The sequence below is a fragment of the Okeania sp. SIO2C9 genome (assembly GCF_010672455.1).
GTDB lineage: Bacteria > Cyanobacteriota > Cyanobacteriia > Cyanobacteriales > Microcoleaceae > Okeania.
The window spans coordinates 18,939-45,256 of record NZ_JAAHGO010000065.1 but is presented as its reverse complement, the minus strand read 5'-3'; the positions used below and the strand labels follow the sequence as shown (position 1 = coordinate 45,256).

General features: G+C 36.4%; 21 protein-coding genes and 8 tRNA genes. 8 read left to right on the top strand and 21 right to left on the bottom strand.

Features of this window, described 5'->3' with window-relative positions; all coding sequences use genetic code 11:
- Positions 1 to 931 precede the first annotated feature (931 nt).
- Positions 932 to 2,758 carry a serine/threonine-protein kinase gene (locus tag F6K23_RS31310; RefSeq protein WP_293163281.1) on the bottom strand — a complete coding sequence of 609 codons (1,827 nt, stop codon included), beginning with the start codon at positions 2,756 to 2,758 and terminating at the stop codon, positions 932 to 934.
- Positions 2,759 to 3,689: 931 nt separating this feature from the next.
- Between F6K23_RS31310 and F6K23_RS31305 the strand changes: the two genes are divergently transcribed.
- A complete protein-coding gene (locus tag F6K23_RS31305; protein WP_293163278.1) occupies positions 3,690 to 5,282 on the top strand; it encodes an AAA-like domain-containing protein in 1,593 nt (530 codons plus the stop codon).
- A 604-nt stretch (positions 5,283 to 5,886) separates the two neighbouring features.
- On the opposite strand, the gene F6K23_RS31300 is transcribed toward F6K23_RS31305, so the two are convergent.
- The gene (locus F6K23_RS31300) at positions 5,887 to 6,198 is read right to left on the bottom strand and encodes a hypothetical protein (RefSeq protein ID WP_293120028.1); all 312 of its coding nucleotides are present in this window, start codon (positions 6,196 to 6,198) and stop codon (positions 5,887 to 5,889) included.
- An 11-nt stretch (positions 6,199 to 6,209) separates the two neighbouring features.
- The gene (locus tag F6K23_RS31295) at positions 6,210 to 6,374 is read right to left on the bottom strand and encodes a hypothetical protein (RefSeq protein ID WP_293163275.1); all 165 of its coding nucleotides are present in this window, start codon (positions 6,372 to 6,374) and stop codon (positions 6,210 to 6,212) included.
- Positions 6,375 to 6,690: 316 nt separating this feature from the next.
- On the opposite strand from F6K23_RS31295, the gene F6K23_RS42300 reads away from it, so the two are divergent.
- From F6K23_RS42300 to F6K23_RS42295, 3 genes are read left to right on the top strand one after another with little or no spacing between them, the layout of a single operon-like run.
- The gene (locus F6K23_RS42300; RefSeq protein ID WP_367267874.1) at positions 6,691 to 6,951 is read left to right on the top strand and encodes a helix-turn-helix domain-containing protein; all 261 of its coding nucleotides are present in this window, start codon (positions 6,691 to 6,693) and stop codon (positions 6,949 to 6,951) included.
- Positions 6,908 to 7,702: an RNA-guided endonuclease InsQ/TnpB family protein gene (locus tag F6K23_RS31290; protein ID WP_367267873.1), complete on the top strand. Its 795-nt coding sequence runs from the start codon at positions 6,908 to 6,910 to the stop codon at positions 7,700 to 7,702. Before F6K23_RS42300 ends, F6K23_RS31290 begins: the two co-directional genes overlap by 44 nt.
- On the top strand, positions 7,680 to 7,781 hold the full coding sequence (locus F6K23_RS42295) for a zinc ribbon domain-containing protein (protein WP_367267872.1): 102 nt from the start codon (positions 7,680 to 7,682) through the stop codon (positions 7,779 to 7,781). The genes F6K23_RS31290 and F6K23_RS42295 overlap by 23 nt, the downstream gene beginning before the upstream one ends.
- A 101-nt stretch (positions 7,782 to 7,882) precedes the next feature.
- Here F6K23_RS42295 and F6K23_RS31285 read toward each other — a convergent pair whose 3' ends face one another.
- The gene (locus tag F6K23_RS31285; RefSeq protein ID WP_293163272.1) at positions 7,883 to 8,629 is read right to left on the bottom strand and encodes a hypothetical protein; all 747 of its coding nucleotides are present in this window, start codon (positions 8,627 to 8,629) and stop codon (positions 7,883 to 7,885) included.
- 53 nt (positions 8,630 to 8,682) lie between these two features.
- Here F6K23_RS31285 and F6K23_RS31280 point away from each other — a divergent pair, with 53 nt between their 5' ends.
- Positions 8,683 to 8,850 (top strand): zinc ribbon domain-containing protein, encoded by a 168-nt coding sequence (locus F6K23_RS31280; protein WP_293163309.1) that lies wholly within the window; start codon positions 8,683 to 8,685, stop codon positions 8,848 to 8,850.
- A 2,403-nt stretch (positions 8,851 to 11,253) separates the two neighbouring features.
- Here the strand turns inward: F6K23_RS31280 and F6K23_RS31275 are convergent.
- The 7 genes from F6K23_RS31275 to F6K23_RS31245 form a co-directional block, all read right to left on the bottom strand.
- Entirely contained in the window at positions 11,254 to 11,562 is a 309-nt protein-coding gene (locus F6K23_RS31275) for a hypothetical protein (RefSeq protein ID WP_293163269.1), read from the bottom strand.
- Positions 11,563 to 12,214: 652 nt separating this feature from the next.
- Positions 12,215 to 13,684 (bottom strand): hypothetical protein, encoded by a 1,470-nt coding sequence (locus F6K23_RS31270; RefSeq protein ID WP_293163306.1) that lies wholly within the window; start codon positions 13,682 to 13,684, stop codon positions 12,215 to 12,217.
- Positions 13,685 to 14,547: 863 nt separating this feature from the next.
- On the bottom strand, positions 14,548 to 14,982 hold the full coding sequence (locus F6K23_RS31265; RefSeq protein ID WP_293163266.1) for a hypothetical protein: 435 nt from the start codon (positions 14,980 to 14,982) through the stop codon (positions 14,548 to 14,550).
- 176 nt (positions 14,983 to 15,158) lie between these two features.
- The gene (locus tag F6K23_RS31260) at positions 15,159 to 16,136 is read right to left on the bottom strand and encodes a GNAT family N-acetyltransferase (protein ID WP_293163263.1); all 978 of its coding nucleotides are present in this window, start codon (positions 16,134 to 16,136) and stop codon (positions 15,159 to 15,161) included.
- Positions 16,137 to 17,105: 969 nt separating this feature from the next.
- Positions 17,106 to 17,174 (bottom strand) — tRNA-Leu (locus F6K23_RS31255).
- Positions 17,175 to 17,391: 217 nt separating this feature from the next.
- Positions 17,392 to 17,592 carry a hypothetical protein gene (locus tag F6K23_RS31250; protein WP_293163260.1) on the bottom strand — a complete coding sequence of 67 codons (201 nt, stop codon included), beginning with the start codon at positions 17,590 to 17,592 and terminating at the stop codon, positions 17,392 to 17,394.
- Between the two features lie 84 nt (positions 17,593 to 17,676).
- Positions 17,677 to 17,817: a hypothetical protein gene (locus tag F6K23_RS31245; RefSeq protein ID WP_293163257.1), complete on the bottom strand. Its 141-nt coding sequence runs from the start codon at positions 17,815 to 17,817 to the stop codon at positions 17,677 to 17,679.
- A gap of 400 nt (positions 17,818 to 18,217) precedes the next feature.
- Between F6K23_RS31245 and F6K23_RS31240 the strand changes: the two genes are divergently transcribed.
- From F6K23_RS31240 to F6K23_RS31230, 3 genes are all read left to right on the top strand, one after another.
- On the top strand, positions 18,218 to 18,952 hold the full coding sequence (locus F6K23_RS31240; protein WP_293163254.1) for an SDR family NAD(P)-dependent oxidoreductase: 735 nt from the start codon (positions 18,218 to 18,220) through the stop codon (positions 18,950 to 18,952).
- Positions 18,953 to 19,415: 463 nt separating this feature from the next.
- Positions 19,416 to 20,975 (top strand): AAA family ATPase, encoded by a 1,560-nt coding sequence (locus tag F6K23_RS31235; RefSeq protein WP_293163251.1) that lies wholly within the window; start codon positions 19,416 to 19,418, stop codon positions 20,973 to 20,975.
- A gap of 85 nt (positions 20,976 to 21,060) precedes the next feature.
- Positions 21,061 to 21,630, top strand: a complete 570-nt coding sequence (locus F6K23_RS31230; RefSeq protein WP_293163248.1) for a hypothetical protein — start codon at positions 21,061 to 21,063, stop codon at positions 21,628 to 21,630.
- 212 nt (positions 21,631 to 21,842) lie between these two features.
- Here F6K23_RS31230 and F6K23_RS31225 read toward each other — a convergent pair.
- The 10 genes from F6K23_RS31225 to F6K23_RS31180 all read right to left on the bottom strand — a co-directional run bounded on the left by F6K23_RS31225 (position 21,843) and on the right by F6K23_RS31180 (position 26,123).
- Positions 21,843 to 21,913, bottom strand: a tRNA-Ala gene (locus F6K23_RS31225).
- A 21-nt stretch (positions 21,914 to 21,934) separates the two neighbouring features.
- Positions 21,935 to 22,390 carry an NADAR family protein gene (locus F6K23_RS31220; protein ID WP_293163245.1) on the bottom strand — a complete coding sequence of 152 codons (456 nt, stop codon included), beginning with the start codon at positions 22,388 to 22,390 and terminating at the stop codon, positions 21,935 to 21,937.
- A gap of 532 nt (positions 22,391 to 22,922) precedes the next feature.
- Positions 22,923 to 22,995, bottom strand: a tRNA-Arg gene (locus tag F6K23_RS31215).
- Between the two features lie 85 nt (positions 22,996 to 23,080).
- A tRNA-Gly gene (locus tag F6K23_RS31210) sits at positions 23,081 to 23,153 on the bottom strand.
- Positions 23,154 to 23,161: 8 nt separating this feature from the next.
- A tRNA-Lys gene (locus tag F6K23_RS31205) sits at positions 23,162 to 23,234 on the bottom strand.
- A gap of 523 nt (positions 23,235 to 23,757) precedes the next feature.
- Positions 23,758 to 23,832, bottom strand: a tRNA-Asp gene (locus tag F6K23_RS31200).
- Positions 23,833 to 24,176: 344 nt separating this feature from the next.
- A tRNA-Met gene (locus tag F6K23_RS31195) sits at positions 24,177 to 24,252 on the bottom strand.
- 10 nt (positions 24,253 to 24,262) lie between these two features.
- Positions 24,263 to 24,360 (bottom strand) — tRNA-Leu (locus F6K23_RS31190).
- 111 nt (positions 24,361 to 24,471) lie between these two features.
- Entirely contained in the window at positions 24,472 to 24,750 is a 279-nt protein-coding gene (locus F6K23_RS31185) for an HNH endonuclease (protein WP_293163242.1), read from the bottom strand.
- A 407-nt stretch (positions 24,751 to 25,157) separates the two neighbouring features.
- Positions 25,158 to 26,123 carry a GNAT family N-acetyltransferase gene (locus F6K23_RS31180; protein WP_293163239.1) on the bottom strand — a complete coding sequence of 322 codons (966 nt, stop codon included), beginning with the start codon at positions 26,121 to 26,123 and terminating at the stop codon, positions 25,158 to 25,160.
- Positions 26,124 to 26,318 lie beyond the last annotated feature (195 nt).

Sequence of the window (26,318 nt, the reverse complement as noted above, 5' to 3'; positions counted from 1 at the left end):
GCTCCTCTGAAAGAGGCTATTCTCACATTTTTTACTCTGCAATTCGGTAAGATACAGTAAGTTTTTACTACTCCTATTCTTGGTAGTTGTATGTAGTTTCCTTGAATAATTTTGATACTTCCTTCTAAGTAAAAGCTGTCTTTTCTACCTTTTTTCTTAAAGACCGGAAATCCACGGTTCGGAATAGTTAGAAAGTTTTTAAATGCTCTGTCTAAATCTCTTACAGCAGTTTTCATTTGGGTAGACCACAGTAGGGACGTTCCATGGAACGTCCCTACAAAGTTTTGCTTGTGAAGATGTGGTTCATCAATTTGAAAAGCACTGTAATGCTTGCCCTTGGTGCACATTTAGACACCTCATAATACCAAGGATTAACTGATTTGACTTCAGCTACTAAACGTTTATACAGGGTGATGGCGCTTGGGCGTTTTTTAGTTTCTTCGTACTCTTTTATACAAGTTGCCAACCCCCAGTTATAAGCATGACGTTAGCGTTTGCGGTAGCATTCCGATAGGAAAGCTTTGCGCCAGCAAGCAACACCTGCGTGTTTGGCAAGTATGGTTTTTTGGTAATTGTTAACTTTTAATTTGGTCTTAATTGATTGCATTTGAACACGCACACCATGAAAAAAAGTCTTTGACAATTTAGTATATAGAACCCCCGATCGTATCTTCATAAATATCAAGTTTTTTTAGCTAGGAGACAGGAGACAGGAGACAGGAGACAGGAGGGAAGATGTGGGGAGAGATCATACAAAAAATTCAATACTCCTTCATATGATTTTTCCTCAAAATTGATGCGCGAAAAGACTTGACTACCATAATTATATAGATATCAAATGGGTTCTATAAATGCTCAAAGTTAGTCAGGGATGACTTGTGAGTTTTGACTTCTGAGTTTTGACTTTTAACTTGCACTATACTCCCTCACTCTAATTCAACCTCCGCCAAATACCCACACTTCCATCACCACAACCTGCTGCCAACATCTGACCATCTACACTAAACGTTACTGCATTAACTACTGCTTCCTGACTCAATACTCCTAACTCCTCCATCGTATAAGGGTTCCATAAATACATATTCCCATCTCGACATCCACTTGCTAAAATCAAACCATCGGGACTAATAGCAACTGCATTCACTCCATCAGGATGCTGCAATGTTCCCAATAGCTCTCCGGTAGCTAACTGCCACAACTTAATAGTATTGTCACTACTCCCACTCGCTAATATCTGACCGTCAGGAGCGATCGCCACACTCCGCACCACATCACTATGACCAGTCAAGGTCAACAATAACCTCCCTGTCCCTACATCCCACAACTTAATCGTCTTATCTCCACTCCCACTCGCTAATATCTGACCGTCAGGACTAATAGCAACTGACTCCACCCATGCAGTGTGACCTTTCAAATATCCTCGCATTTTCCCACTGTTGAGATACCAAACCTTCACCGTCTTGTCACCATGACCGCTTGCCAATATCTGACCATCTTGACTAATAGCGATCGCCTGTACAGGACCCCAGTCTTGACCCAACCAACCGCCTAGAGTTCGCACTAACTTACCAGTGCCCAAGTTCCAAACTTTTACAGTGCCGTCATTACTACCACTGACCAAAGTCTGACCATCTGAACTAAAAGCGATCTCCTGCACCCATCCCGAATGACTAAACATCCATCCCCCCAAATTACGGGGTTCGCCACCAGTCTTCAGAGTCCAGACTTTAATGCTATTATCCTCACCCCCACTCACCAAAGTCTGACCGTCAATACTAAATGCTACTGTTCTGACTTTATCGCCGTGACTTTCTAAACTTTCCGAACCTTCCCAAGAACTCTTTGTAGTCTGCATTAAATCATTCAGTACTTCTTCTACTGAATGATAGCGTTGTTGAAGCGATGGTTGTAACATCCGGTCGATAATATTATTCAAAGATGTGCTTACAGGTCTGGGTAAATGTTGCTGCCATAACCATTCTTCACCATGGCGTAGATCAAAGGGGTTGAGTAGAGTCATTAATTGAATGCAGACAACACCTAAACTATAGATATCGCTAGCAAATACTGCTTGACCAATTAACTGTTCTGGTGCAGTATATTCTGGAGAACCGATAATCGTACCACTTTTGACTGCGGGATTAGTAGAAATAGCTTTGGCAGCGCCGAAACCTACTAAATATAAATTTCTTCCCCAGTCATATTCACTCTCATTAGCACCACGACGGATAATATTTTCTGGTTTAATATCCCGATGAATTACTTGGTTTTTGTGGATAAACTGCAAAACTGGCAGTATTTCTCTCAAAAATTTTCTAATTTTTTGTTCGTTAAATGTTCCTTGTTCTTTTAATTCTTGAGCTAAATTTTTTCCTTCTATATATTCTTGTACTAAATATCTATAAGATGAGACAACAAAATAGGCTAATAAACTAGGAATTTGTGGATGTTTTCCTAGTTTGTCTAGTTGTAATGCTTCTCGGCTAAATGAGGCTGATGCTTTTTCTATTTCACTAATATTTTGTGCTGCATTTTTGCCAGGAATGCCTACAGGTAAAAATTGTTTAATTACACATATTGGTTTTGAAGGGATGTCTTGATCAACTGCCAAGAATGTCCGGCTAAATGTACCTATTCCGATTGGTTTTAGGAGGCGGTAATGTTCTCTAAGGATTAGTTTTGCACCGCAACTTTGGCAAAATCTATTTTTGTCTGGGTTTTGAGGTTTTTGACAAGTAGGATTGTAGCAATAACTCATATTTTGTACGGGTAATAACTTAGTTGATTATTTTAAAATATATTGATTTTTTTATTTTTTTCTTGTTTTGCCGATCAATTATTTTTTTCATTTAATTTTTATAGTAATCCGTACATAATTTGTAAAAAATTCCAAAATTGATAAACAGTTTTAAACTCTTACCCTCTGTTGCTTTTTCCCAGAATATTTTTTATACAATTGAAAGAGCATTACTACATTATACCAAAAATTCGTCATGGTTTCCACTGTCACAATCATGTAGACTAGATAAATTTTTGTCATCATTCAGGGAAAAACACCTATAATTAAGTAGGTAGCTGTAGGCAAGAAGTAAATTTAGGAATAAATATAACTAATAGACATCTCCAAAAATCCAAAATAAAATCAATTTTTATCCATAAATTATCAATTATTTCTCCCTACTGCCTACAGCAAAGCTGCCTACTGCCTCTTTTCTGGAGATGTCTAATCGGGGAATTCTATTTGATGTGTAATATTTATTTCAGTAATTGATTTTATACTGTGGATTTTTATTTATAGCTAATTAAATAATACCGTTAACTTTTAAACTTAGACATTATTATAGTCAGGAATCATGCCTTGTAGATCAACAGAATATTTAGCTCATGTCAATTCAATTATCAGTTATCAGTACCTCCTACAATGGGAGGCTTGAGACCTAATTTTTTTTGTCATAATTAATACTTTTGAGAGCAAATAATGTTAAAAATAGTATAGGTAAGATTATTAGTGAAGAGATTAATCTTTTTATTCAACTCACCTTGAGATATAGCAGAAGAAAGAAGGAAAAATATGCTGCTGTCTGAGTTTTAAGCTTTTGATATGTCCTAGCCTTTGCTTCGACTGCTATATTTGGAATTACTCAACTATACTAGATATAATATTGTTTAATTTTATAGTTGCTACGCTATTGAACCTAAAACCTACAACCTATTACTTGCTTCAAACAGTTGCTAAATCACCTAGTTTTACCATGCCAAAAATATTTATATTTTCAAACAAAAGCTATAAAATAAATTTATTTGCTACTCTTTTTATTGAACAAATAGAAGCAAATAAATATGAATATTTTATAGCAAAATATAACGTTAAAAAAGCAGAATGTTTGCCAGAATTAGAAATAAAACTCAACCAATCTGATTACTTGATTTTGTTATTGGATTCTCAATCAAAAACCTGTGAAATGGTAACAGAAACGGTGAGACGAGCAAGAGTATTTCAAAACATTCATCCAAATAATAAACCTTGGATTCTACCTGTTTTAATTGATACTTCTGTTGATTTAACTTGGGATTATAATCTCTATACTTACTTGAATGAAATGCCACAATGGGAATTAAAAAGTGAAGAAAATATTCAAGACTTAGTTGCTGAAATTATGCTCTTAATCGGAAATAAATTATCTCCCTCAATTCCTGAAACAAAATCAAGATTAATATTAAATAATTCTCTGAATATAAATGAGTATAATAAAAAACCTTTGCCATCCTCACTACCAAAGTTCCCCAAAAATCAAGATGATTACCATCATAATTTTTATATTAAGCGCTCTCCTCTTGAAGAAAATTGTTATCAAGAAATTACTAAACCTGGTGCTTTGATTAGAATTAAGGCACCGAGACAGATGGGAAAAACATCTTTAATGGCAAGAGTTTTACTAGATGTTGAAAAATTAGGATATCAAACAGCAGTATTAAATTTTCAATTAGTTGAACATCAAATTTTTGACAATTTAGATATATTCTTACGATGGTTTAGTGCCGAGGTAGCTTCAGAATTAAATTTAGCTGCTAATTTAGATAATTATTGGAACGAAATTTTTGGTAGTAAAATATCTTGTAAATCTTATTTTGAAAGACATATTTTGAAAAGTATTGATACTCCTATAGTATTAGTATTAGATGAAGTAGATAACATTTTTCAATATCCAGAAATTACTGTGGATTTTTTTAGTTTGTTACGAGCTTGGCATGAAGATGCAAAAAATCGCGATCTTTGGAAAAATATGCGGTTAGTAGTTGTACATTCAACAGAAAGTTATGTGCCTATAGATATTAATCAATCACCTTTTAATGTTGGCTTACCAATTGATTTACCAGAGTTGAATGCAGCCCAAATCAAAAATTTAGCTAGCTATTATCAATTGCAATTAAATATCTCTGAAATAGAAAAATTAATGGCAATTGTTGGTGGAAATCCTTACTTAATCAAATTAGCTCTATATGAAATTTATCAAAACAATACTAGCATTGATGATCTATTAAAAACAGCAGCAACAGATGTAGGATGTTATGCAGATCATTTACAGCGACATTGGTGGCATTTACAACAATCTCCAGAGTTAGCACAAGCAGCTAAAACAGTAATGAATTCTAATCAACCAGTACAATTAGAAACAATGCAAGGGTTAAAATTACACAGTATAGGATTAGTCAATTTCCAAGAAAACCAAGCAACACCACGTTATGATTTATATCATTTATATTTTAGAAATCGTCTTTAAATTCAAACAACTATAGAAGTCGCTATTAGGCATCTCCAGAAAAGATGCAGTAGGCAGCTTTGCTGTAGGCAGTAGGGGGAAAGAATGGCGTTGGTGATTTGAGGTATGATATCATGTCCAGATAAGAGCGCGAACAAAAAACTTTCTCTTCTACTACTCTTTCTTCTTATTTCTTCCCTCCTGGCTCGGTCTTCCTGAATTCGCCTCCCAGGAGGGGTCAGGGGTGGGTTGACTTCTAAAGAATTAAGATTGATATCATACACGCGCTTCAACAACGTCCTTTTTTAAATTGTTTTAACTAAAAAATATAGCAATGTGCGGTGGCATATTTACAAGTTACAAGAACTGTCCAATAGCTAAAAGTCCTATATTATCGGTTTTTTATTCCCCCTGTTGCCTCACAGGAGTGCGCATTCCCTCTCTTGGTCAGCATTCCCTCTCTTGGTCAGCATTCCGCAAGCGAGCTGGCGTCGTCGCGGGGTCTGACCGCTTGCGATCTGACGCCGACGCGGGATCTGACCGCTTGCGTCTGACGCCGACACGGGGTAGCACCGCTGTTGCCTGTTGCCAGATGAGCCGCGCACAGCGCTATAACTAAAAAAACTTAGGCTTGATTTGAACCTACTTCCAGTAATTTTTCCAATCTTGCCGTTGACCAGTATTCCGTGGGATAGGCGATCGCAAAAATAGACGAAAGTCGAACCAACCATGTCACCTGCTTAAAAGTATCATCTTCCTCATCAAATTCATCCGGTGGAACTAAGACCATAATTTCTACAAAATCTTTAGTTACAGTAACGGGGAGACCATAATAAGTTTCCTCAGCTTCAATGCGGACTTTACTACCATTTTCTAATGCTTCTGTTAATCTTTGATAAAGAAGATTAGACTTTTTTGATTTTTGTTTTTTGGCCACAATTATTCTCCCTAAGTCTGATGTTGCAGTTTAGCGCTTTTAACAGCACCCATGTACAACTTCGCCATTAACTCGTTAGCAGTCGCCGCATTTTGCAACTGACTAAAGTTAATTGTATCTGCTTGAATTTTAACTTGACTAGGCAAGTTTTTAACTCCCTTGTCGCTTAACCGCATCTCAATTGCCCGGAAATCCGTACATAGTTGTCATTGACGAGATTTGGGTCTTTGGGAATGTTTAGCCCAAAAATGACTAATGACATGAAAAATCTGTCTTTTTCCCAAATAGAAACCTATGGACTTTATTTGGATTTAGCACTTCTATATAGTAACTTTCTCATCACCACTATTGGGGCTAACTACTGAAGTCGAATAATTGGACACGCATTAGACAAATATTAATAAATCTTGAAAATACCCTGATGATTTGCTATCATAGATTAATTTATATACTAAAATTGTCAAATACTTTTTTCATGGTGTGCGTGTTCAAATGCAATCAATTAAGACCAAATTAAAAGTTAACAATTACCAAAAAACTATACTTGCCAAACACGCAGGTGTTGCTCGTCATGCTTATAACTGGGGGTTAGCAACTTGTATAAAAGAGTACGAAGAAACTAAAAAACGCCCAAGCGCCATCACCCTGCACAAACGTTTAGTAGCTGAAGTCAAATCAGTTAATCCTTGGTATTATGAGGTGTCTAAATGTGCACCAAGGGCAAGCATTAAGAGATTTAGAGAGGGCATTTAAAAACTTTCTAACTATTCCGAACCGTGGATTTCCGGTCTTTAAGAAAAAAGGTAGAAAAGACAGCTTTTACTTAGAAGGAAGTATCAAAATCATTCAAGGAAACTACATACAACTACCAAGAATAGGAGCAGTAAAAACTTATGAAATCTTACCTTCTTGCAGAGTAAAAAATGTGAGAATATCAAAACGTGCAGATAGTTGGTACATCAGTTTCAAGTACGACTTTGAAGCATACCCAACAGAAAAAGTAGGAGAAACTATTGGTGTAGACATAGGCATAAATACATTAGCAACCTGTTCTGATGGCAGTAAATTTGCTAATGTCAAAGCCTACAGACAAGCAAAAAAACAATTAGTTCGTCATCAACGTGCAGTCAGCAAAAAAGTTATTGGTTCCAAAAACCGACGCAAAGCAGTAAAAAAACTAGCAAAGGTTCACAAGAAAGTAGCCGATATCAGAGCAGACGCACTACATAAACTCACTTCATGGTTAGCTAAAAACCACAGCACCATAGTAATTGAGGACTTGAACGTAACTGGAATGCTTAAAAATCATAAACTGGCAAGTGCCATAGCAGACTGTGGTTTTTATGAATTTAAACGTCAGCTTACATACAAATGTGAATGGTACGGCAGTAAATTAGTCATAGCGGATAGATTTTACCCAAGTTCTCAAATATGTTCAAACTGTGGTCATCAACAGAAAATGCCGTTACACTTGAAAACTTATGTTAGCGCAGCTTTGCGTTAGCAAATGTAGTGAATGCGGTTTTGAAGGTGATAGAGATTTGAATGCTGCTATCAACCTGAAAAACTATGTGTATCAGTAGCTTGAGTTCCAAGCGAATTTAAGCCTGCTCTTGAAGATAAGTTACAGACTGCGGTCAGTGGTCTTCTGTGAAACAGGAAGCTAGCTCCAAAGCTCATGCAATCATTCATGAGTAAGTTTGGGTAAGTTTAGTAGAACGGTGTGTACTTCTAAAGCGTTTTGGAAAAAATGGATGGCCTTTTCTATATTTTCCCCTTTTTCTCCCTGGATACGGAAAAGATATGATATTCCTAAATCGTTGTTGCAGTTAGCCCAGTATTCAGGAAAGGATTGACGAGTAAATCGTGTCAAAGCTATTTCTTGACATTGAATAGCAATTTCTATATTAGTAGCTCGTTTTGCTTTAGGAAAGTCGTTAATTAGCTTACCTAAATTCAAAAACAATGCTGCCATTGCTTCTCCTTGCTCTGGAGCAAGTGAGATAGTCTGTTGAGATTTATTAGTAGGTCGGTTTGCTTTGGGAAAGTCGTTAATTAGGTTACCTAAATTCAAAAACAATGCTGCCATTGCCTCTCCTTGCTCTGGAATAGGAGCAGCGGCCAAAGCATTTGGTAGTTTCCTGACTGACGGATGCTGTAATAATGGCAGTAATGATTTTTCTAATTTTTCTAAATTAGCTTCTAGTAAAGGATAAACTTTTTGTTTGCTAGCACGACTTTTGTCAGTTACATACAGTAACCGTAGGAGAAAATATAGAGATAAAAAATCGTTGTCCCGGATACAACTATATATTGTTTCCATTGAATCTAGGTAAACTTCTTTGTGAGGGTGATTTTCATCAGCGTTGTAAAATAAGCGCAATGCTGTATTTATAATGTAGTCTGGCAATTTCTGGGGTTGTGTAACCATAAATGTTACCCTCGCTAAAAGTATTGTCCTATCTATAAAGTAATTGTCGATCCATCTGTGGAACAGTCAAAGAGTCTTTGTTGTTATCAGAGCGTGTTTTCAATTGCGAACAGTGCAATTTTAGCTGCGATCGAGACTTGAATGCAGCGTTAAATTTAGCTATGGCGGTCAGTTCGACCGTGACAGCCTGTGGACTGGATAACGCCGACGTTGCCAGATAGAAACAGGAATAGAACAGACTATCTAGAGATCATCATAGATTTATATAGATAATCGTAGGTTTCTAAGAACGGTGAGACAATATTGGCGCTAAGTTAGACAAAGAATAGTAGTCACCTTTGAAAGTAAAAGTTTTCACTGGTGCTTGCTTCTGCTTCAGTTGACTTTCCACATAATTTAGAAGTCTAACTACCCAAACGCACGATAACTACTGATTTCCCCCTTATTAATTATTAATGGCTTTGTTGCATGAAAGTATATAGCTGCGACTAGACTCCCGAGATGTACTTCATAATGCGCAGAAACTGCTGTAACTATTGGACAATAGATAAATCAAATATCAATCTCGCTCAAGTTAGCGATCGCTTAACTATGACTGTATCTAAAATCAAGATAACTATTGGACAATAGTAAATCAAATATCTATCTCGCTCAAGTTAGCGATCGCTCTGACTATGACTGTATCTAAAATCAAGATAACTATTGGACAATAGATAAATCAAATATCTATCTCGCTAAAGTTAGCGATCGCTTAACTATGACTGTATCTAAAATCAAGATAACTATTGGACAATAGTAAATCAAATATCTATCTCGCTCAAGTTAGCCTTTGCTTTCGTGTGAGAGTATCTAAAATCAAGATAACTATTGGACAATAGTAAATCAAATATCTATCTCGCTCAAGTTAGCCTTTGCTTTCGTGTGAGAGTATCTAAAATCAAGATAACTATTGGACAATAGTAAATCAAATATCTATCTCGCTCAAGTTAGCCTTTGCTTTCGTGTGAGAGTATCTAAAATCAAGATAACTGATAAATCAAACATTAATCTCGCTAAAGTTAGCCTTTGCTTTCGTGTGAGAGTATCTAAAATCAAGATAACTATTGGACAATAGTAAATCAAATATTAATCTCGCTAAAGTTAGCGCTTGCTTTCGTGTGAGAGTATCTAAAATCAAGATAACTATTGGACAATAGTAAATCAAATATTAATCTCGCTAAAGTTAGCGTTTGCTTTCGTGTGAGAGTATCTAAAATCAAGATAACTATTGGACAATAGTAAATCAAATATCTATCTCGCTCAAGTTAGCGATCGCTTGACTCTGACCAAAAAAGAGGGTCTCAAGCCTCCCCTTTCAAGGGGATGAAAAAGCGGTCGAGGGATGGCGTTAGCGGAGCGGCTCTGTCAAGAGCGGGTCCCCTCGCCATATCCAATCGACCAAGAGAAAATCAGTTTCAATATTTCAAGCCTCTGACTTTCCTGCGGAATGCTGCGCAAACAGGCAGAGAGAGGTACTGATAACTGATAACTGATAACTGATAACTGAAATGACTGTATCTAAAATCAAGATAACTATTGGACAATAGTAAATCAAATATTAATCTCGCTCAAGTTAGCCTTTGCTTTCGTGTGAGAGTATCTAAAATCAAGATAACTATTGGACAATAGTAAATCAAATATTAATCTCGCTCAAGTTAGCGATCGCTTTCGTGTGAGAGTATCTAAAATCAAGATAACTATTGGACAATAGTAAATCAAATATCTATCTCGCTCAAGTTAGCGATCGCTTTCGTGTGAGAGTATCTAAAATCAAGATAACTATTGGACAATAGTAACTCAAATATCTATCTCGCTCAAGTTAGCGATCGCTTTCGTGTGAGAGTATCTAAAATCAAGATAACTATTGGACAATAGTAAATCAAATATCTATCTCGCTCAAGTTAGCGATCGCTCTTCCTATGACTGTATCTAAAATCAGGATAACTATTGGACAATAGTAAATCAAATATCTATCTCGCTAAAGTGAGCGATCGCTCTTCCTATGACTGTATCTAAAATCAAGATAACTATTGGACAATAGTAAATCAAATATCTATCTCGCTAAAGTTAGCGATCGCTCTTCCTATGACTGTATCTAAAATCAAGATAACTATTGGACAATAGTAAATCAAATATCTATCTCGCTCAAGTTAGCGATCGCTCTTCCTATGACTGTATCTAAAATCAAGATAACTATTGAACAATAGTAAATCAAATATCTATCTCGCTAAAGTTAGCGATCGCTTTCCTATGACTGTATCTAAAATCAAGATAACTATTGGACAATAGTAAATCAAATACCTATCTCGCTAAAGTTAGCGTTTGCTTGACTATGACTGTATCTCAACTCAAGATAACTATTGGACAATAGATAAATCAAACATTACAGCGCTTTTCAAATTGATGAACCACATCTTCACAAGCAAAATCCTGTAGGGACGTTCCATGGAACGTCCTTACTGTGGTCTACCCAAATGAAAACCGCTGTAATCTCGGTAAACTGAGCGATCGCTTGAGTAAGGGACTAGCAAAAAAATAGCTTACCAGATCGTCTTTTGTCCAACAAAGCCATTATTAATTATTAATTATTCGGTAACACCTATTTCCAATAGTCTTTCTAATCTTGCACTTGACCAATATTCTGTAGGATCTGCGATCGCAAAAATAGAGGCAAGTCGAATCAACCATGTCACCTGTTTAAAAGTATCATCTTCTTCATCAAATTCATCTGGTGGCACTAATACCATAATTTCCACAAAATCTTCCGTTACACTAATGGGAAGACCATAATAAGTTTCCTCTGCTTCAATGCGGACTTTAGTACCATTTTCTAATGCTTCTGTTAATCTTTGATAAAGAAGATTAGGCTTTTTTGACTTGTATCTTCTAGTCATTTCAGTTATCAGTTATCAGTTATCAGTTATCAGTACCTTCTACCGCAGCATGAACTAGGAAAACAGGAAGCTTGAAATACGGAATTCCATTTTCTCTTGGTCATTTCAGTTATCAGTTGTCACAATTATTCTCCATAACTATAACGTTGCAGTTTATAGCAGTCGAAGCAAAGGTGTTTGACAGATAAAAAGCTTCAAACTCAGAGAACGCAAGGTTTTTCCTTCTTCCTTCTTCTTTCTTCCTTCTTCCTTCTGCTGTAGTGCTTTTAATCGCACCAACGCACAACTGGACTACCAACTCAGTTGCAGTAGCAGCACTTTGTAATTGAGCAAAAAAGAAACCGGGTTTATTGCCCTGATTATTTTCAAATCACAAAATTTCATCGACAAAAGTTGTATTTGTTCTTAGTTTTGACTTTTGACTTTCCTTCCCGGTTTCTGCCTTAGTTGTATTTGTTCTTAGTTTTGACTTTTGACTTTCCTTAGTTGTATTTGTTCTTAGTTTTGACTTTTAACTTTCCTCAGTTGTATCTTTTCTTACTTTTGACTTTTGACTTTTGACTTTCCTTAGTTTTGACTTTTAACTTTTGACTTTCCTTAGTTGTATTTGTTCTTAGTTTTGACTTTTAACTTTCCTCAGTTGTATCTTTTCTTACTTTTGACTTTTGACTTTTAACTTTTGACTTTCCTTATTATCACGCACTGGCAATGAAGTCTCCATAATTTCCATCAACAACTCCAGTCGCGATTTCCGAGACAACATTGGCACTAAGTTAGGCAAAGAATAGTAGTCACCTTTAAAAGTAAAGGTTTCCACTGGCGCTTGCTTCTGCTTCAGTTGACTTTCCACATAATTAGAAGCATAGTTACCCAAACGCACGATAACCACATTTGGCATTACCGCCAAGTCTCGACAATAAGCAGTATAAGCTTCAGCAAAATAGGGTGCAGTATTTTCTCCTTCATCTGTCACCAGAATAAACTGTTCGACAACTTGCTTTTTACGCCGCATTGCTTCTACTGCACAACCGCAACTTGTACCTCCACCTGCACAAATATGTTGGAAACCACGTTCCCAGTCACTCAATTCTGTACCTTGAGCAGTCACAGGATAAGGGATGGTATCGAAAGCGTAGACAAATAGTTCCGCTTCAGTAATACCAGAAACTAAAGCAGCTAAACGCTTACCAACTTCGATCGCCTTTTCCATAGAACCAGACTTATCTACAAGTAAAGCAGTTGGCAAAGAAATCTTACCGCGCTTTTTGACTTGTTCGTTAGTCACTTGCTCCAGTTTCGCAACAGTTTCCGCATCTACCTGAGCAGCATCAGCAGCAACCTTAGCTTTATAAGCAGACACGCGATCGCTCTTTTGCGCCTCAGTCAGTTTCTCATCAACTAACGCTTTGACCTCTGGATGTTCCATTGCTCCACGAGCAGTCAGAGACTTCAGGTTATTGATAATTTCCTGGGGAGACATAGAGTTGATCAGCGCCACTAACACGGTAGGTGTCAACTGTTTCACCGCTCCCACTGCTACAGTATAGGGAATTTTATGTTCCACTATTAATGCTGCTTGTTCTGCTGGAGTTTCTACTTTTGCCAACCGCTTGAGGATGAAAGCTAAACTATCCTCTGGAGGTCTTTCCTTAAACAAGATAGCATCAGCGCGAGAGTTAGGTTTAATATGCAAAGTCGCATATAGGTGCTTCATTGCCTTGCGGTTACGGAGAGCTGCACGGTCAAAAAAATCTGGCTTTTGTTCGCGCTTCCGTAGATAACGTGTAACAGCAGTACGCGCGGAACGTGGCATTTTATTTCGTTGCTGTTTCATAAAGTCTACAATGCGTGACACCTGGTATGGTGGGAAATTTTGTAGCATGATAAAACCAGCATCTCGGTGTTCTGTGAGGTTGCTTGTTAACAAGTTTCCGAGGAACACTTCTTTATGATCGCGCACATCACCGTTATTTTGATACCATACTGCTAAATGACCGTAAAAAATTGGGTCTAACTCAACAATTAATTGATGAATTTCTGCTACTTTTTCTAATTGACGGTGTGGTGTAGTGAGCAGACTATTAAGCATTTCTAAACGCAAGTCGCACTCATCTTTATTCATCTTAGTTTTAGACATTTTTTTCTACCTCCAAATTTCAGTTATCAGTTAACAGTTATCAGTTACAGCAAATTCTAAATATATGAAGTACAAATATTAACTACTGATTTTTTGTAGTGTGGTTATCTTGCTATATAGTGCCTCAAAAATATCAAAAAATATGTCATGTTTTTAATGTTAAATATAAAGCATTGTCAAACATTTGATAACCTATAATTATTCGTTGTTAACTAATTTGATTACAAAAACTATACTTTACTTTAAAAAGGCAATTTTTTTTTGCAGTTTTGCGGAGTATTAATATTTATGATGAAATACACCGCGCAATTTCAGAGATAATTGCACTTATAAGTTCCCTAATAAATTGTGTATTTCAGCAATTAATAATTAATAATTACCTATTCTTAAAAGAAGAGGATTGACTAAAATATTTTTTTTGTATCCCCTTAAAAGAGGAGGCTTCAAGGCGTGAATTTTTGAATGAATAATTATTAACTATCAACTCTTAATTATTCATTATTCATTATTCATTATTAATTATTCAGTAACCTCTCTAGTTTAGGGCGCGACGATAACTGCTAATTGTTATAGCTTTCAGCTTTAAAAGTTTTGGTAGTGCCGATGGCGTAATGGTAGATAGGAACAAACAATATCTAGTGCGGGCATTCTGTCGGCGAATACGGGAGCAAGATGCTCCCACTGTTCTCCTAACAAAAATAATTACCAAAAAATTGGGTTTAAAGCCTCCCCTTTTAAGGGGATAATAAATAAAAATTTTCCTTTGAGTCTATCCTCTTCTTTTCAAGGAGAGGTAATTCTAAATTCTCAATTCTAAATTCTTGAAAATGCACCACCACCAAACTTTTTTACAAAGGTTTTAAATCTGGTTCTACCCAATTTTTTCGAGCTGACTCAGACATCAGAAATTCTCTACTGTAATATTCAAAAGGTAAAGCTGAATTTTCGTAAAAGTTGACTAAATTATTAGCATTTTCTGCAAAAGAGTTATTCGCTGAATTTTTAGCCAAATATTTCTGAATCATTTTCACCCAAAACAGCGTAATTGTTTCGTGATAACCACTATTTTTAGTATTTTTAGTACCTACTGCAACATTATATTTTTTGATGCGATCGCGAATATTATTTATTGCCTCTAACTCGGAATAGTTAGTCAAATACCAAAGGGCAACAATTAAATGTGCAGCATGATTCCAATTGCTTTTTGCCAAGGTACAATCATTAAATTCACTAACAATATTTTCTAATTCATTACTGGTGAAATAAAAAGTTTTATTGCACATACAAAAATTATTTCAAAGAAACTGTTGCTCCTAATTCCTCTAATTTTTGCTTAATCCGAAACAGATACCCATTCATCCAGGCGATCAACTGCTTCACAAACTTGGAAAAATTCAGCGATCGCTTCTAAATCATTTTCATCTTGATAGGAGCGAGTTTCTAATGTTTTCATAAATACTTAAAGTTCTTTGCCATAAACAATATTAGTATGAACTTTGCTGAAACCCACAGACTCATAAAGTAGAGTTGCTCCCGACGGGTTCTCAGCATCAACACCAAGTAACGCCTTATCCAGACCAACACTTTGTAAACCCTCCATTCCAGAAAGTAACATAGCTTTTCCTAAACCACGCTGACGAAAACCACGACGAGTACCCAAAGTATTTATCCAACCTTCTTTTCTTCCCTTGTACTTATTTTCTTCTGGATAAAAACAACAGTAACAAAAAGCTGCAAATTTACCATCAGGAGCGATCGCCACCCAGGTCAAGTCTGGTCGATAATTAGGATCGCTTACTATATATTCCACCTGCTCAACTTTCACCTCATGGAAGTTCCAATGGTCAATAAATGTTTGATTATACGCTTCCACCCATGCTTCTAAAAATTTTCGCTGTCCCAACTTACCAGAAAACTGGGGAGAGGAGTGAGACTGCAATGTAAAACCTACAGGTAACTCTGGTTTGGGAAGAGGTTCGGTGAGCGATCGCTCCATCTCAAAAAAGTAACGCTTTGGTGTGAAACCACAACTGTCTAATAATGCGATACGTTCGGTTTGAGTATCGCGAACAGGCGATCGAAACTTGGCATATACACCCTTATCTCTAGCAACTTCTTTCATTCGTGCTTCACCCCAGCTAATGATTTCTTGCTCTATACTTTCACCTCTAACAGTGGGATGAACTCTAAAAAAGAGAAAAGCATCAACTGACTCTTGTATTAATAACTTCCCAAAACCAATGAGTTTACCTTCTCCATCTTCCCAAAGACGAATGTCACGCTCCTTATCTACATCTGGATCGTTAAATTCTTGTCGCAGATCCGAAACAGATACCCATTCATCTAAGCGATCGACTGCTTCACAAACTTGGAAAAATTCAGCGATCGCTTCTAGATCAGTTTCACCTTGATAGGAGCGAGTTACTAACGTTTTCATAAATATTTAAAATGGTGAAAATTAAAATTTTTTTTACTTATTTATTCCTTCAAGAGAAGAAAAAATTTTCCCTACCGCGTCAATCCTCTCATTGAAAAGAAGAGGTAATTATTAATTATTAATTATTAATTATTAATTATTAATTGTTTAAAGCCGTTCTTATCAGTTTTTGATCTGACAGTGAACTCGCTAATTTTATCTCAGAGAGACTTAAAAAGCTTCGCTATTTCGGTCGCCCGAACATCGCTACCTTAGGACCGTTAGAAAATGTATGTATACTTTATCAGTTGCGGTATGAAGTCATTTCAGTTATCAATTATCAGTGATCAGTTATCAGTACCTCCAGCTTTAGTGGGAGGCTTGAAATACTGAACTAAATATTTTTTCATCCCCTTAAAAGAGGAGGTTTTGGATTTCATTTTTTGGTAAAATTTACCCTAAATTTTATATATCTCTAAAAAGTAACGCATTTTTTTAAATAGACTATTTTTTCTGTCAAAAAAATAATGTAGATTTTTGACTTTTTTAAGTTGGTTCAATAATAACTTTGTACAAGTCAAAAAAGCAGTTTATACAGTCATTTCGGTTCCCCGAATATTGACCCGTAACAGGGGTAATGTATGTATGCTTTATTTGTTAGGGTACAAAGTTAACATTCTATTTTTAAGAGATTATAGTTATTTCAAAAAATTGATATTTTTTTCTGACAACTTCTATATAATTATCCATACATCTGTTTAAAAGAATCTTGTTGTTGCTGGATTGAAGTATGAATGGGCGATTGTTTGGTTCTGGTCTACGCCCCCTAAATCCCCCAAAATTGGGGGACTTTTAGAGTTTTATTCCCCCCAAAATTGGGGGGCTAGGGGGGCAAAATTATACCCAGAATCAGCAACGCCAAAAAATCTTTGCTCTACTTAATTCAAGTAGTTAAAAATCACCTCGTGCAAGTCAAAAAAGCTGTTGATTCATACACAGGACTCGAACCTGCTACACTTTGTTCTTGAGACAAATGCTCTACCAATGAGCTAGTATGTAAGCTTTCTCAGTTAGGGCACGAAGTGAAATTTTAACCACTATTATTATGCTCCGCACAAGTCAATAAAGCGCTTGACACTAACGCTCTATCCGTTGAGCTACACCCTCCATAAACAAAAAGGGAGGATGGTAGGACTCGAACCTACAACCTTTGGTTTAGCAGACCAAAATGTATGTACGCTTTACAAGTTAGGGTGCGGAACATTAGCTAATTAATTCAACCATAAACAGCTTCGGGACGAACAATTAAATCCCCGCTGGGACGATGGTCTAAAACGTAAGAATTAAAGCTTTCTCTACCCACATCAAAATATTGAGCTAGGCGTTCTTTAATAGTATTTTCAGTCATATTTTCTCTGATGCCTAATTGATTTTCTGTAACATCATAAGAACGTCCTTCAAATCTAATATGAACCATACCTGCACCTCCTAATTTTTTTGATATTATCTGTTACAACATGAATCGTCTTTCTAGATTATATTCTTCTTGAACTTTACTAATTTATGTTGTTATTTGATTTGAGAAAGCAGAATATTTTTCTAGTTGATTTTCTGCTTCCTTTTGGTCGATAAAAAATTGATAATCTTGAAATTTACCAGATTTAAACCAACCTAAAATTCCATGAGTGTAAAGTAATAGCATAAGCAACTCAGGTTTCGTGTAATACCTGATGGATATTGGTGAAAATTCCGATTAATTATTTAGTTTTCAAGGTGCAGATATGGCTTTTTTGTCTAGAGGTTATTTACTTCTCCTTTAACCGCCACATTTATATACTACATAAATAATACATAAAGTGTCAAGGGGGTAGGATAATTTTTTTTCAGGATCTTGAAAGCTAACTATATCAATAGATACAGACATATTTTAGTTAGTTAAATGGAGATATTCGTCCAAAAAATTGTCATAAAATCTAAAATCTAAATTTATCAGAAAAGAGGGAGTAGGGACGTAGAGAGCAGGAAGTAGGGAAAAAGAATTAATGATTTCTGTGGGATAATGATTTTATTGGAGATATCTAATAGTTTTAGGGAGAATTAAGATGAGCGAAAAATTTGCAGCAGTTGTCATAGGTGTTGGTTCAGAAGAAGGTTTAGGTGCGACACTTGCTAAATATTTTGCTAAAAAAGGTTTGCACGTTTTTGTTGCTGGTCGTAGCGGAGATAAACTACAGTTAATTGTGGAAAAAATCACACAACAAGGGAGTACCGCAACTGCTGTTGTCACTGATGCAACAGTCGAACAGGATGTCAAACAACTATTTGCAGTTGTGGAAAAAGCAGGTTATCCTCTCGATCTTGCCGTCTACAACGCAGGTAAAAATATTCCTGCACCCTTATTAGAAACAGACAGCGAAACCTTTATCAACCTGTGGCAACAAAATTGTTTTGGTGGATTTTTATTTGGAAAACAAGCGATCGCTACCATGAAAAAGCGACAAAAAGGTACTCTTATTTTTACAGGAGCGACTGCTTCATTAAGAGGAAAACCACCTTTTACAGCATTCGGAGTCGCAAAAGCAGGTTTAAGAACATTAGCTCAAGGGATGGCGCGAGAATTTGGTCCTGAAGGTATTCATGTTGCTCATGTCATTATTGATGGTGTTATTGATGGGGAAAAGTCTCGCACAAAGTTCCCAAATTTTGTTTCTCAAAAAGGTAAGGAAGGTTTATTACAACTTGAAGCGATCGCGGAAACGTATTGGGCAATTCATCAACAACATTCCAGTGCATGGACTCACGAACTTGACTTAAGACCATTCAAAGAATCTTTTTAAAGACTATCAAATTAGCTCGAAAATCAAACTTCAAAAGTTAAGATAAATAGTTTGAGAGAAATAACTTTTTTGCCTCAAACATATTATTTTTACACATAGAGTATCAAAGAGTATCAAAAGTCTTAGTGAAAGTTTTTTGGCAAGTATAGACAGTAGTATCTTTGACTATCTTTGCTAGTTTTTTCAGGGTTGTAAACTTTGTGATGATTACAAATAAGACATTCCATAAGTATATAAACTATTTAGGAAAAATTCTTAATCTATTAATCCTACACTTCCTTGAAGCACTACTAATTTGTCCCCTGTGCTTCAAATTTTTGTAGCTGATAGCTTTTATGTTGACGGTTGTTTTAATACAATACTACAATAATATTATTAATATCATTTATGTTAAAAATCTGGGTCTACTTGAGATTTAAAACACTTAGCAAAACGTACAAATTAAATTAATAATTGAGTAAGTATGTCATATTATCAAGATATCAATCAAATGCGCCAAGCCCTCTTAGAACGCTATGATGCAGGGGAGAAAGCCATAATTGCTACTATTGCACAACAACTAGACGAAACACAGTTAATGTTAACCCAGAAATTACTAGAAGCAGTAGAAGCTAATCAAGTCTCACAAGCAGAAATAGAGAAAATGTTAGCAGCTATTGAAGAACGTATTCCTTCTCTCCCTGCTGGTCAAGCAACTACTTTTGAAGCCCTCGAAAACCCTGATCTAGATGCAAGACACAAACTAAAAGTTACACTTCCGCTTGTTCCTCTTCTAGTCAATTATGAAGTAGAGTTGGAGCTGGAGGCTGGAGTAAACATCAAGTCTGGCTGGGAGAAGTTGGTGAACAAGCTGTTTTTGTCCAAATCATCAACTCTGCCAATGTTAAAAAAACTTTATGTTAACAACTTTAAATGCCTGGTTAACTTTGAAATTAAATTCTCAAATATAAATTTATTATTAGGAGCAAATGGTTCGGGAAAAACAACAGTTTTTGAAGTTTTGCATAAACTCCAAAAATTTATATTAGGAGAATTTGAAACTACCGGAAAATATTATCAAGTCTCAGAAATTTTTCATCAGCAAGATTTAACTAGATGGCAAAACTTACCTATCCAGAAATTTGAATTAGAAATTGCCGGAAATGGAGGCACATATTTATATGTTCTGGAAATTGAATATCAAGATAATTCTTTTCCCAGAATGCGTTATGAAAAATTGACATTTAACGGGAAATATCTATTTGAGTTTAATATCCAAGGTATTCAAGGAGTTCCTGGAACAGCAATATATCAAGAACATCCCAACAGTGGAGGAAATGTCATTAAATATCTTGATCATTCACGGTCAGGAGTAGGTTTTATTTCTGAAAGCTTAAAACATCAAAAGCTTACTTCGTTTAAAAAGCTAATTGCCAATTTTTTTATCGTTCAAATAAATCCTTTTGCCATGACGACAGAAAGTCGTCAAGAGGAAAAACATCCTAAGAGAAATATGTCAAACTATGCTGCTTGGTATAGTCATTTATCTCAAGAATTTCTGAATCAAATAATTCAACTTACACAAGAATTGCAAGAAATAATCAAAGGTTTTAATTCTTTCCAAAATCAAAAATCTGGAGAAATCAGAACTCTGTCGGCAATTTTTAATCTTCCTGATAAAACATCTTATAAACTCAACGAATTATCAGAAGGTCAAAAAACATTAATAGCCCTATATACCTTACTATTTTGCACCCCAGAAACCGATTGTACTTTATGTATTGATGAACCAGAAAATTTTCTAGCATTACCAGAAATACAACCTTGGCTGATGAAACTTTTTGACTATTGTCAGTCGAATCAAAAACAAGCATTATTAATTTCCCATCACCCATCTTTAATTAACTATTTAGCGAGTAATTCAGGTTATTGGTTTGAAAGACAAGAGAATCAACCTGTGCGGGTACAGAAAATTGTTGAAGAAAATGAAGAAGGTTTATCAATTGCTAAACTAATAGAGCTTAGATGGATTTATGATGATTGAAGAAGAAGCCAGAATATTATGAAAATAAATTTAGTAACTTCTATCCTGATTCTGACTCTTGACTCCTAAAGTATCATTACTAAAAATGACTAAAGTAACAATTTTATGTGAAGATATTGACCAAGAAAGATTTATTAGACAATATTTAATCTGCCGAGGCTTTTTAGACAGAAATATTATCCCATTTCCCAATACTAAAGGTTTGAAAGTTGAAAATAATAATGCTTCTATCTTAAAGCATTATCCCAAAATTTTAAAAAGTTACAGAATCAAAAAAAAATCTCAAGATATTGCAGTAATAGTAATGATTGATGCTGACGATAAAACTATAGATGAAAGAATTCGTTCTCTGAATATTGCTGTAAATAAAGATGAAGGGGAGCGGAACAAAGATATGCGTTTACCTAATGAAAAAATAGCTATTTTTGTACCTGCCAGAAATATAGAAACTTGGTTTTCTTATATTAATGGTAAAGATGTTAATGAAGAAGATGACTACAAAAATAAAACTCTAAATACCACAGAAAGAATTACATTAGCTAAAACTTCAGCAGAAAAATTAGCATTAGATATTTGTCCTCAAGGACTTGATGAAAATACTCCTGCTTCTCTACATCATGCTTGTAATGAACTGCAACGATTACAATTAGATTAGAATAGGACTTATGCAGATACGGTATATATAGCGCTCAAAACTATTGGGCAATAGTTATTGGACTCTATAGATAGTGCCTTTGCGTAAGTCCTGTAGAAATTATATTTATTAGGGTGTCTGACGAGACTTGTTCGCGAAGCGTTCTCGAAGAGTACTCGCTTTCTTCGGTGTCACAAACCGACGTTTCGACCACTTCAACCTCAGACACCAGATGGAAACTAGGGGATTTGAACCCCTGCCACGACTGTGCAAGAATCGTATGCTCCCATTACACCAAGTCCCCTTTTATTAAGTTGATAATTGTTTAATTTGAGTTGCGATCGCGCAATTTTTCCCGAACCGCCATTAAAATCAGTCCTAATTTATTTTTGCCCGTCCCATCTTTACCACAACCCCAATAATAATCACTAGGTGAATTCTCTACAATCAACTCATCACCTGTAGAAATCAGAATTTCCCGAATATCAGCATGAGTTTCAAATTTCTTTAATACACCCCCTTCCATAATTTCATCCTTGACCTTTTCCCAATCTGGCCGTAGAGGATATTTTCTACTGCGCCCCATTCTAGCTGCTTCTTTTGGGGTTTTAACTTCCCGAATCTTATCAAACCACAGGCGATCTGTAGTAGCAAACTTCTGAGCTTGAAAATAATGTTCGTTCGTCGGCCACCAAAACCCATCTAGTTCAAAACCATGTCGGGAAAAGTTAGAAAAGCAACCATAAATTTTTGTACGAACACCATAAAAATAAATAGGCATAATCAACAATTAGGGTAGTGGTGCATTGTAATGGTATAGCTAGTGGGAGCATCTTGCTCCCGTTCTAATATCATGTCCGTTTAATTAGCGATCAAAAACTTTCTTCTCCTCTTCCTTCTTTTTTCCTTCTGACTCCTGACTCCTGAGGACTGACTCCTCCAAATGTATATTGCAAATTGCCTAGCGTGCAAGTTATCAGAGCTGCGCTTTCTCAGTTACTAAGGGAACTCCGCCGATGAGTTACCACACACTCTTTAAAGGATTGCTACTTTGAAGCCAACCTATCGGGTTCTTCGCACTCCCCGTTCTCACGCGCCCACTGTTTTTATAGTGTTACTCTTCCTCTCGTACTAAGTATGTATGCTCTAAATGTTGGGTCACGCTAGGAACAATTGCACGGGTGAGTTTTGACATACTCCCAATGTTGCGCTTAGGCGACAACACGGGATTCTTCAGTCAAGGAAACCTTAAATATAGTCAATGAAAATAACCTCCTTTTTTAGTTGTACAGTTTGAACATTAATTTGTTCAACGCCTCCACCAGGACTTGAACCTGGAACCTTCACTTTAGAAGAGTGTTGCTCTATCCATTGAGCTATGGAAGCATAATACTCCTGGCGAGATTTGAACTCACCCATTGAGCATGGCGCACTCAAATGCTACCGACTACATCACACTCGCATACTTCAGAGCGGATAATGGGGATCGAACCCATACCTGGAGTTTGGAAGACTCTGATGCTGCCTAATTACACTACATCCGCTTATTTGATGGGCTGTGTAGGACTTGAACCTACCCACTTCCGCTTAAGAGGCGGCTGCTCTACCTACTGAGCTAACAACCCTTTTTTGAGGGCATTGCATAATTGTGAGATGATTTGATCAGAGAGGATCAACTATAATTCCCGTGTCTCCGTGTCCCCGTGTCGGCCTCAATCATCCCAGTATTCAGCAAGGTCCTTTTTTAGTGGGTCGCCAGAGACTTGAAATCTGAACCTTCCGCTTAAAAGAAACAGCGAGTTGCACGAACTTGAGTAAGGGAAAATCGAGATGATAGCAACCCATGCTATAATAAAAACAAAGGGGGAGGGCATCACCTCTGTATAAACAGCAACGACCTGTGGGAGTTGAAGAATCCCGCAGTGTCGCTTAAGCGTAATGTCGGGAGTATGTCAAAAGGCGGCTACTCTAACCATTGAGTTAGCGACCCAATGTTTTTCACAATTGAAAGGGAGATGTAGGTGATAGGGAGTGTTAAAATTTTCTGTTTCCTACATTCTCCCCTATCAAAGCCTCGACGGGATTTGCACCCGCTTCTCCCTGGGTGAAAACCAGAGCGACTTATCTGTTTGCCCACGAGGCTATCAGCGAGGGTGACGGGATTTGAACCCGCGACTTCCTGTTAGACAGACAGGCACTCTAGACCAACTGAGCTACACCCTCATGCTTTTTCCTACTTTAGTAAGAACTACTTATTAGTATTGAACAATGTCATTATTGTTTTTATACTACATATATATTTAGTTTTCGAGGTTCTTAATTTGTAATAAAAACAAGTATTTTTCCTGTTTTTATTCCGCCTTATAATTTTATACCACATAAAATACTACATAAATTTCAAGGGTTTAGGAAAATTTTTTTTCTGCTTGACTGTAAGGAAAAAAAGGAAATACATTATTATCAAATAATCGCGAAACCATTTGGATATCGCAAGCAGGTGGTGAGATTTGTACTCACAAGAAAACTTTACAAGAATCTCATGTTGCTAGTTACATCACACCTGCGTTTGGTGGCGGAGGTGAGAGTTGCACTCACTGATTTTTAGGTTATGAACCTAATAAGCCACTCTTGCTTCATCTCCGCGTGCCACCAATACCCCTGACTGGAATCGAAAACGCAGTTCCTCCCCAGGAGGCACCAGCAACATCTAGATTCTAAGTTTAGCGCCTCTTCCTGTTGGGCTACAGGGGTTAGGATGTGCAGAAAAATCATCATTATTTTGGCTAATTTTATTTATCTGTACTGACAAATGCTACTACCAGTTTTTTAAATTATTTTCCCGATCGCTCATAATAAAATTTCTTACCTTTGACGGTGTACTTGTATCCTTTTATTTGAGTTTTGCTTGCTTACCCACAACAGAAAATTTTGCATTTTTGGTTCATTTTTCAGTTGCTCAACAGTATTTAACTCTTGAGCTAAACGCTTGTTATCAAAGAAGGCATGAATTTGCCGATGACAGGCCGAACAAATCTCAATAGTGGGACCTGGGTCAATTTTTTTGCGTTTGGTGTTTTGTTTAGGAATTAAGTGATGGACGGTTAATTTTTCCATTTCCCTTTCACACAGTTCGCATTGCATAGCAGTGTATTCTAATCTTTTAAATTTCTCTTTTTATATAACATTTACTCCTCCTTTTTCTACGGAAAATTAAAATTTGTAATACGGCATTACGCGATCGCCAATCTTCCCAAAATCATCACTACCTTATATTACAATACAAGGTTTGATTTTCCAGATTTAGAGGCATTCCCATAACTGGCATAAATATATACTACATAAAATATTACAATATTGTCAAGGGGGTAGAGAAAAATTTTTGGTAGTCCTGTATCGTCATGGTGAATAACGGCTGAAATATAGACTATAGCCTTGCTTAATTCAACTTTAAGGCAAGGTCTCCTCGCCATATCCATCAGACCAAGAGAAAATAGAATATTCTATATTTCAAACCTCCTGATTGTAGGGGTACTGATAACTGAAATTACCTAAACTTCCTTAATATAAGCTATTTGAGTATTAACCCTCTGGAAACCCACCGACTCATAAAGTCTTGTTGCCCCTGAAAGGTTATCTGCATCAACATACAACATCGCTGTTTCCATCCCCTTCCCTTTCAACAATTTCAACGCCGACAACAAAATAGCACTCCCTAACCCCCGCTTCCTGAAACCACGGCGAGTACCCAGCATATAAATTAAACCATCTTTACGTCTGTTTAATTCATTATTTTCTGAGTGAATCTGACAATCACAAAAAGCAGCAAAAGTACCATCAGGCGCAACTGCAACTAAACTTAATTCTGATTGATATTTAGGGTCATTGAGTTTATCCTTCACAGATTCAACAGTAATATCTTGATGATTCCAATGGTCAATAAAAGTTTGATTAAACATTTCTGCCCAAACTGCTGCATCTGCTTCACTGTCTATATGTTTTAGGGTAAAACCTTCTGGAAACTCAGCTTCTGGAATAGGATCGGTAAGCGATCGCTCCATCATTAAAAAATACCGCCCTATTTTAAAACCACAACTTTCTAATAAAGCTATACGTTCAACATTATCACTATGTCCTCCAGACAGCAGTTTAACTTTGACATTTCTTTCCCGACCGACTTCCCCCATCCGTTTCTCTCCCCACTCCAGAATTTGAGCTTCTAAATTATTGCCTTTAGTCTGAGGGTCAACTCGAAACCACAAAATACCTGCAATATCTTCCCCTATTTCTGGAATCATCAATCCCGCAATAGCCATAACTTGACTGTTGCTATCTTCCCATAAACAAATATCGCGCTGCTTGTCTACAGACGGAGTTTCCAATTGCATGAGCATTTCTGCCGGAGACGGCCATTCATGGAATTGATGAGCTGATTCACTACTATTTAGCAATTGAGCGATCGCCTCTAAATCTATCTCACCTCTATAGGGGCGGGGTGTTAATATTTTGATGCTCATAATTACCCAATTTATTTATATAGCACTATAGTTTTTTAACCAATTCATTCTTCAACAGGAGAAAAGGGAAGTTGACAAGGTTAGAAAACTATCTTCTCGCTTCAACAGCAAATATCTCTCTTGTCCCTTGTTTATTTTGAGGGAAAGGGCGCGGACATATCAAAAGCCTATACCATAGATACATAGCAAACTTTT

Coding starts and splice junctions, on each gene's coding strand:
- F6K23_RS31265 (WP_293163266.1), bottom strand. CDS start 14,982: ATGTGCAATAAAACTTTTTATTTCACCAGTAATGAATTAGAAAATATT.
- F6K23_RS31230 (WP_293163248.1), top strand. CDS start 21,061: ATGACTAAAGTAACAATTTTATGTGAAGATATTGACCAAGAAAGATTT.
- F6K23_RS31275 (WP_293163269.1), bottom strand. CDS start 11,562: ATGACTAGAAGATACAAGTCAAAAAAGCCTAATCTTCTTTATCAAAGA.
- F6K23_RS31310 (WP_293163281.1), bottom strand. CDS start 2,758: ATGAGTTATTGCTACAATCCTACTTGTCAAAAACCTCAAAACCCAGAC.
- F6K23_RS31270 (WP_293163306.1), bottom strand. CDS start 13,684: ATGAATAAAGATGAGTGCGACTTGCGTTTAGAAATGCTTAATAGTCTG.
- F6K23_RS31260 (WP_293163263.1), bottom strand. CDS start 16,136: ATGAAAACGTTAGTAACTCGCTCCTATCAAGGTGAAACTGATCTAGAA.
- F6K23_RS31245 (WP_293163257.1), bottom strand. CDS start 17,817: ATGCTATTACTTTACACTCATGGAATTTTAGGTTGGTTTAAATCTGGT.
- F6K23_RS31240 (WP_293163254.1), top strand. CDS start 18,218: ATGAGCGAAAAATTTGCAGCAGTTGTCATAGGTGTTGGTTCAGAAGAA.
- F6K23_RS31180 (WP_293163239.1), bottom strand. CDS start 26,123: ATGAGCATCAAAATATTAACACCCCGCCCCTATAGAGGTGAGATAGAT.
- F6K23_RS31250 (WP_293163260.1), bottom strand. CDS start 17,592: ATGGTTCATATTAGATTTGAAGGACGTTCTTATGATGTTACAGAAAAT.
- F6K23_RS31185 (WP_293163242.1), bottom strand. CDS start 24,750: ATGCAATGCGAACTGTGTGAAAGGGAAATGGAAAAATTAACCGTCCAT.
- F6K23_RS31220 (WP_293163245.1), bottom strand. CDS start 22,390: ATGCCTATTTATTTTTATGGTGTTCGTACAAAAATTTATGGTTGCTTT.
- F6K23_RS42300 (WP_367267874.1), top strand. CDS start 6,691: ATGCAATCAATTAAGACCAAATTAAAAGTTAACAATTACCAAAAAACT.
- F6K23_RS31285 (WP_293163272.1), bottom strand. CDS start 8,629: ATGGTTACACAACCCCAGAAATTGCCAGACTACATTATAAATACAGCA.
- F6K23_RS42295 (WP_367267872.1), top strand. CDS start 7,680: ATGTTAGCGCAGCTTTGCGTTAGCAAATGTAGTGAATGCGGTTTTGAA.
- F6K23_RS31295 (WP_293163275.1), bottom strand. CDS start 6,374: ATGCGGTTAAGCGACAAGGGAGTTAAAAACTTGCCTAGTCAAGTTAAA.
- F6K23_RS31235 (WP_293163251.1), top strand. CDS start 19,416: ATGTCATATTATCAAGATATCAATCAAATGCGCCAAGCCCTCTTAGAA.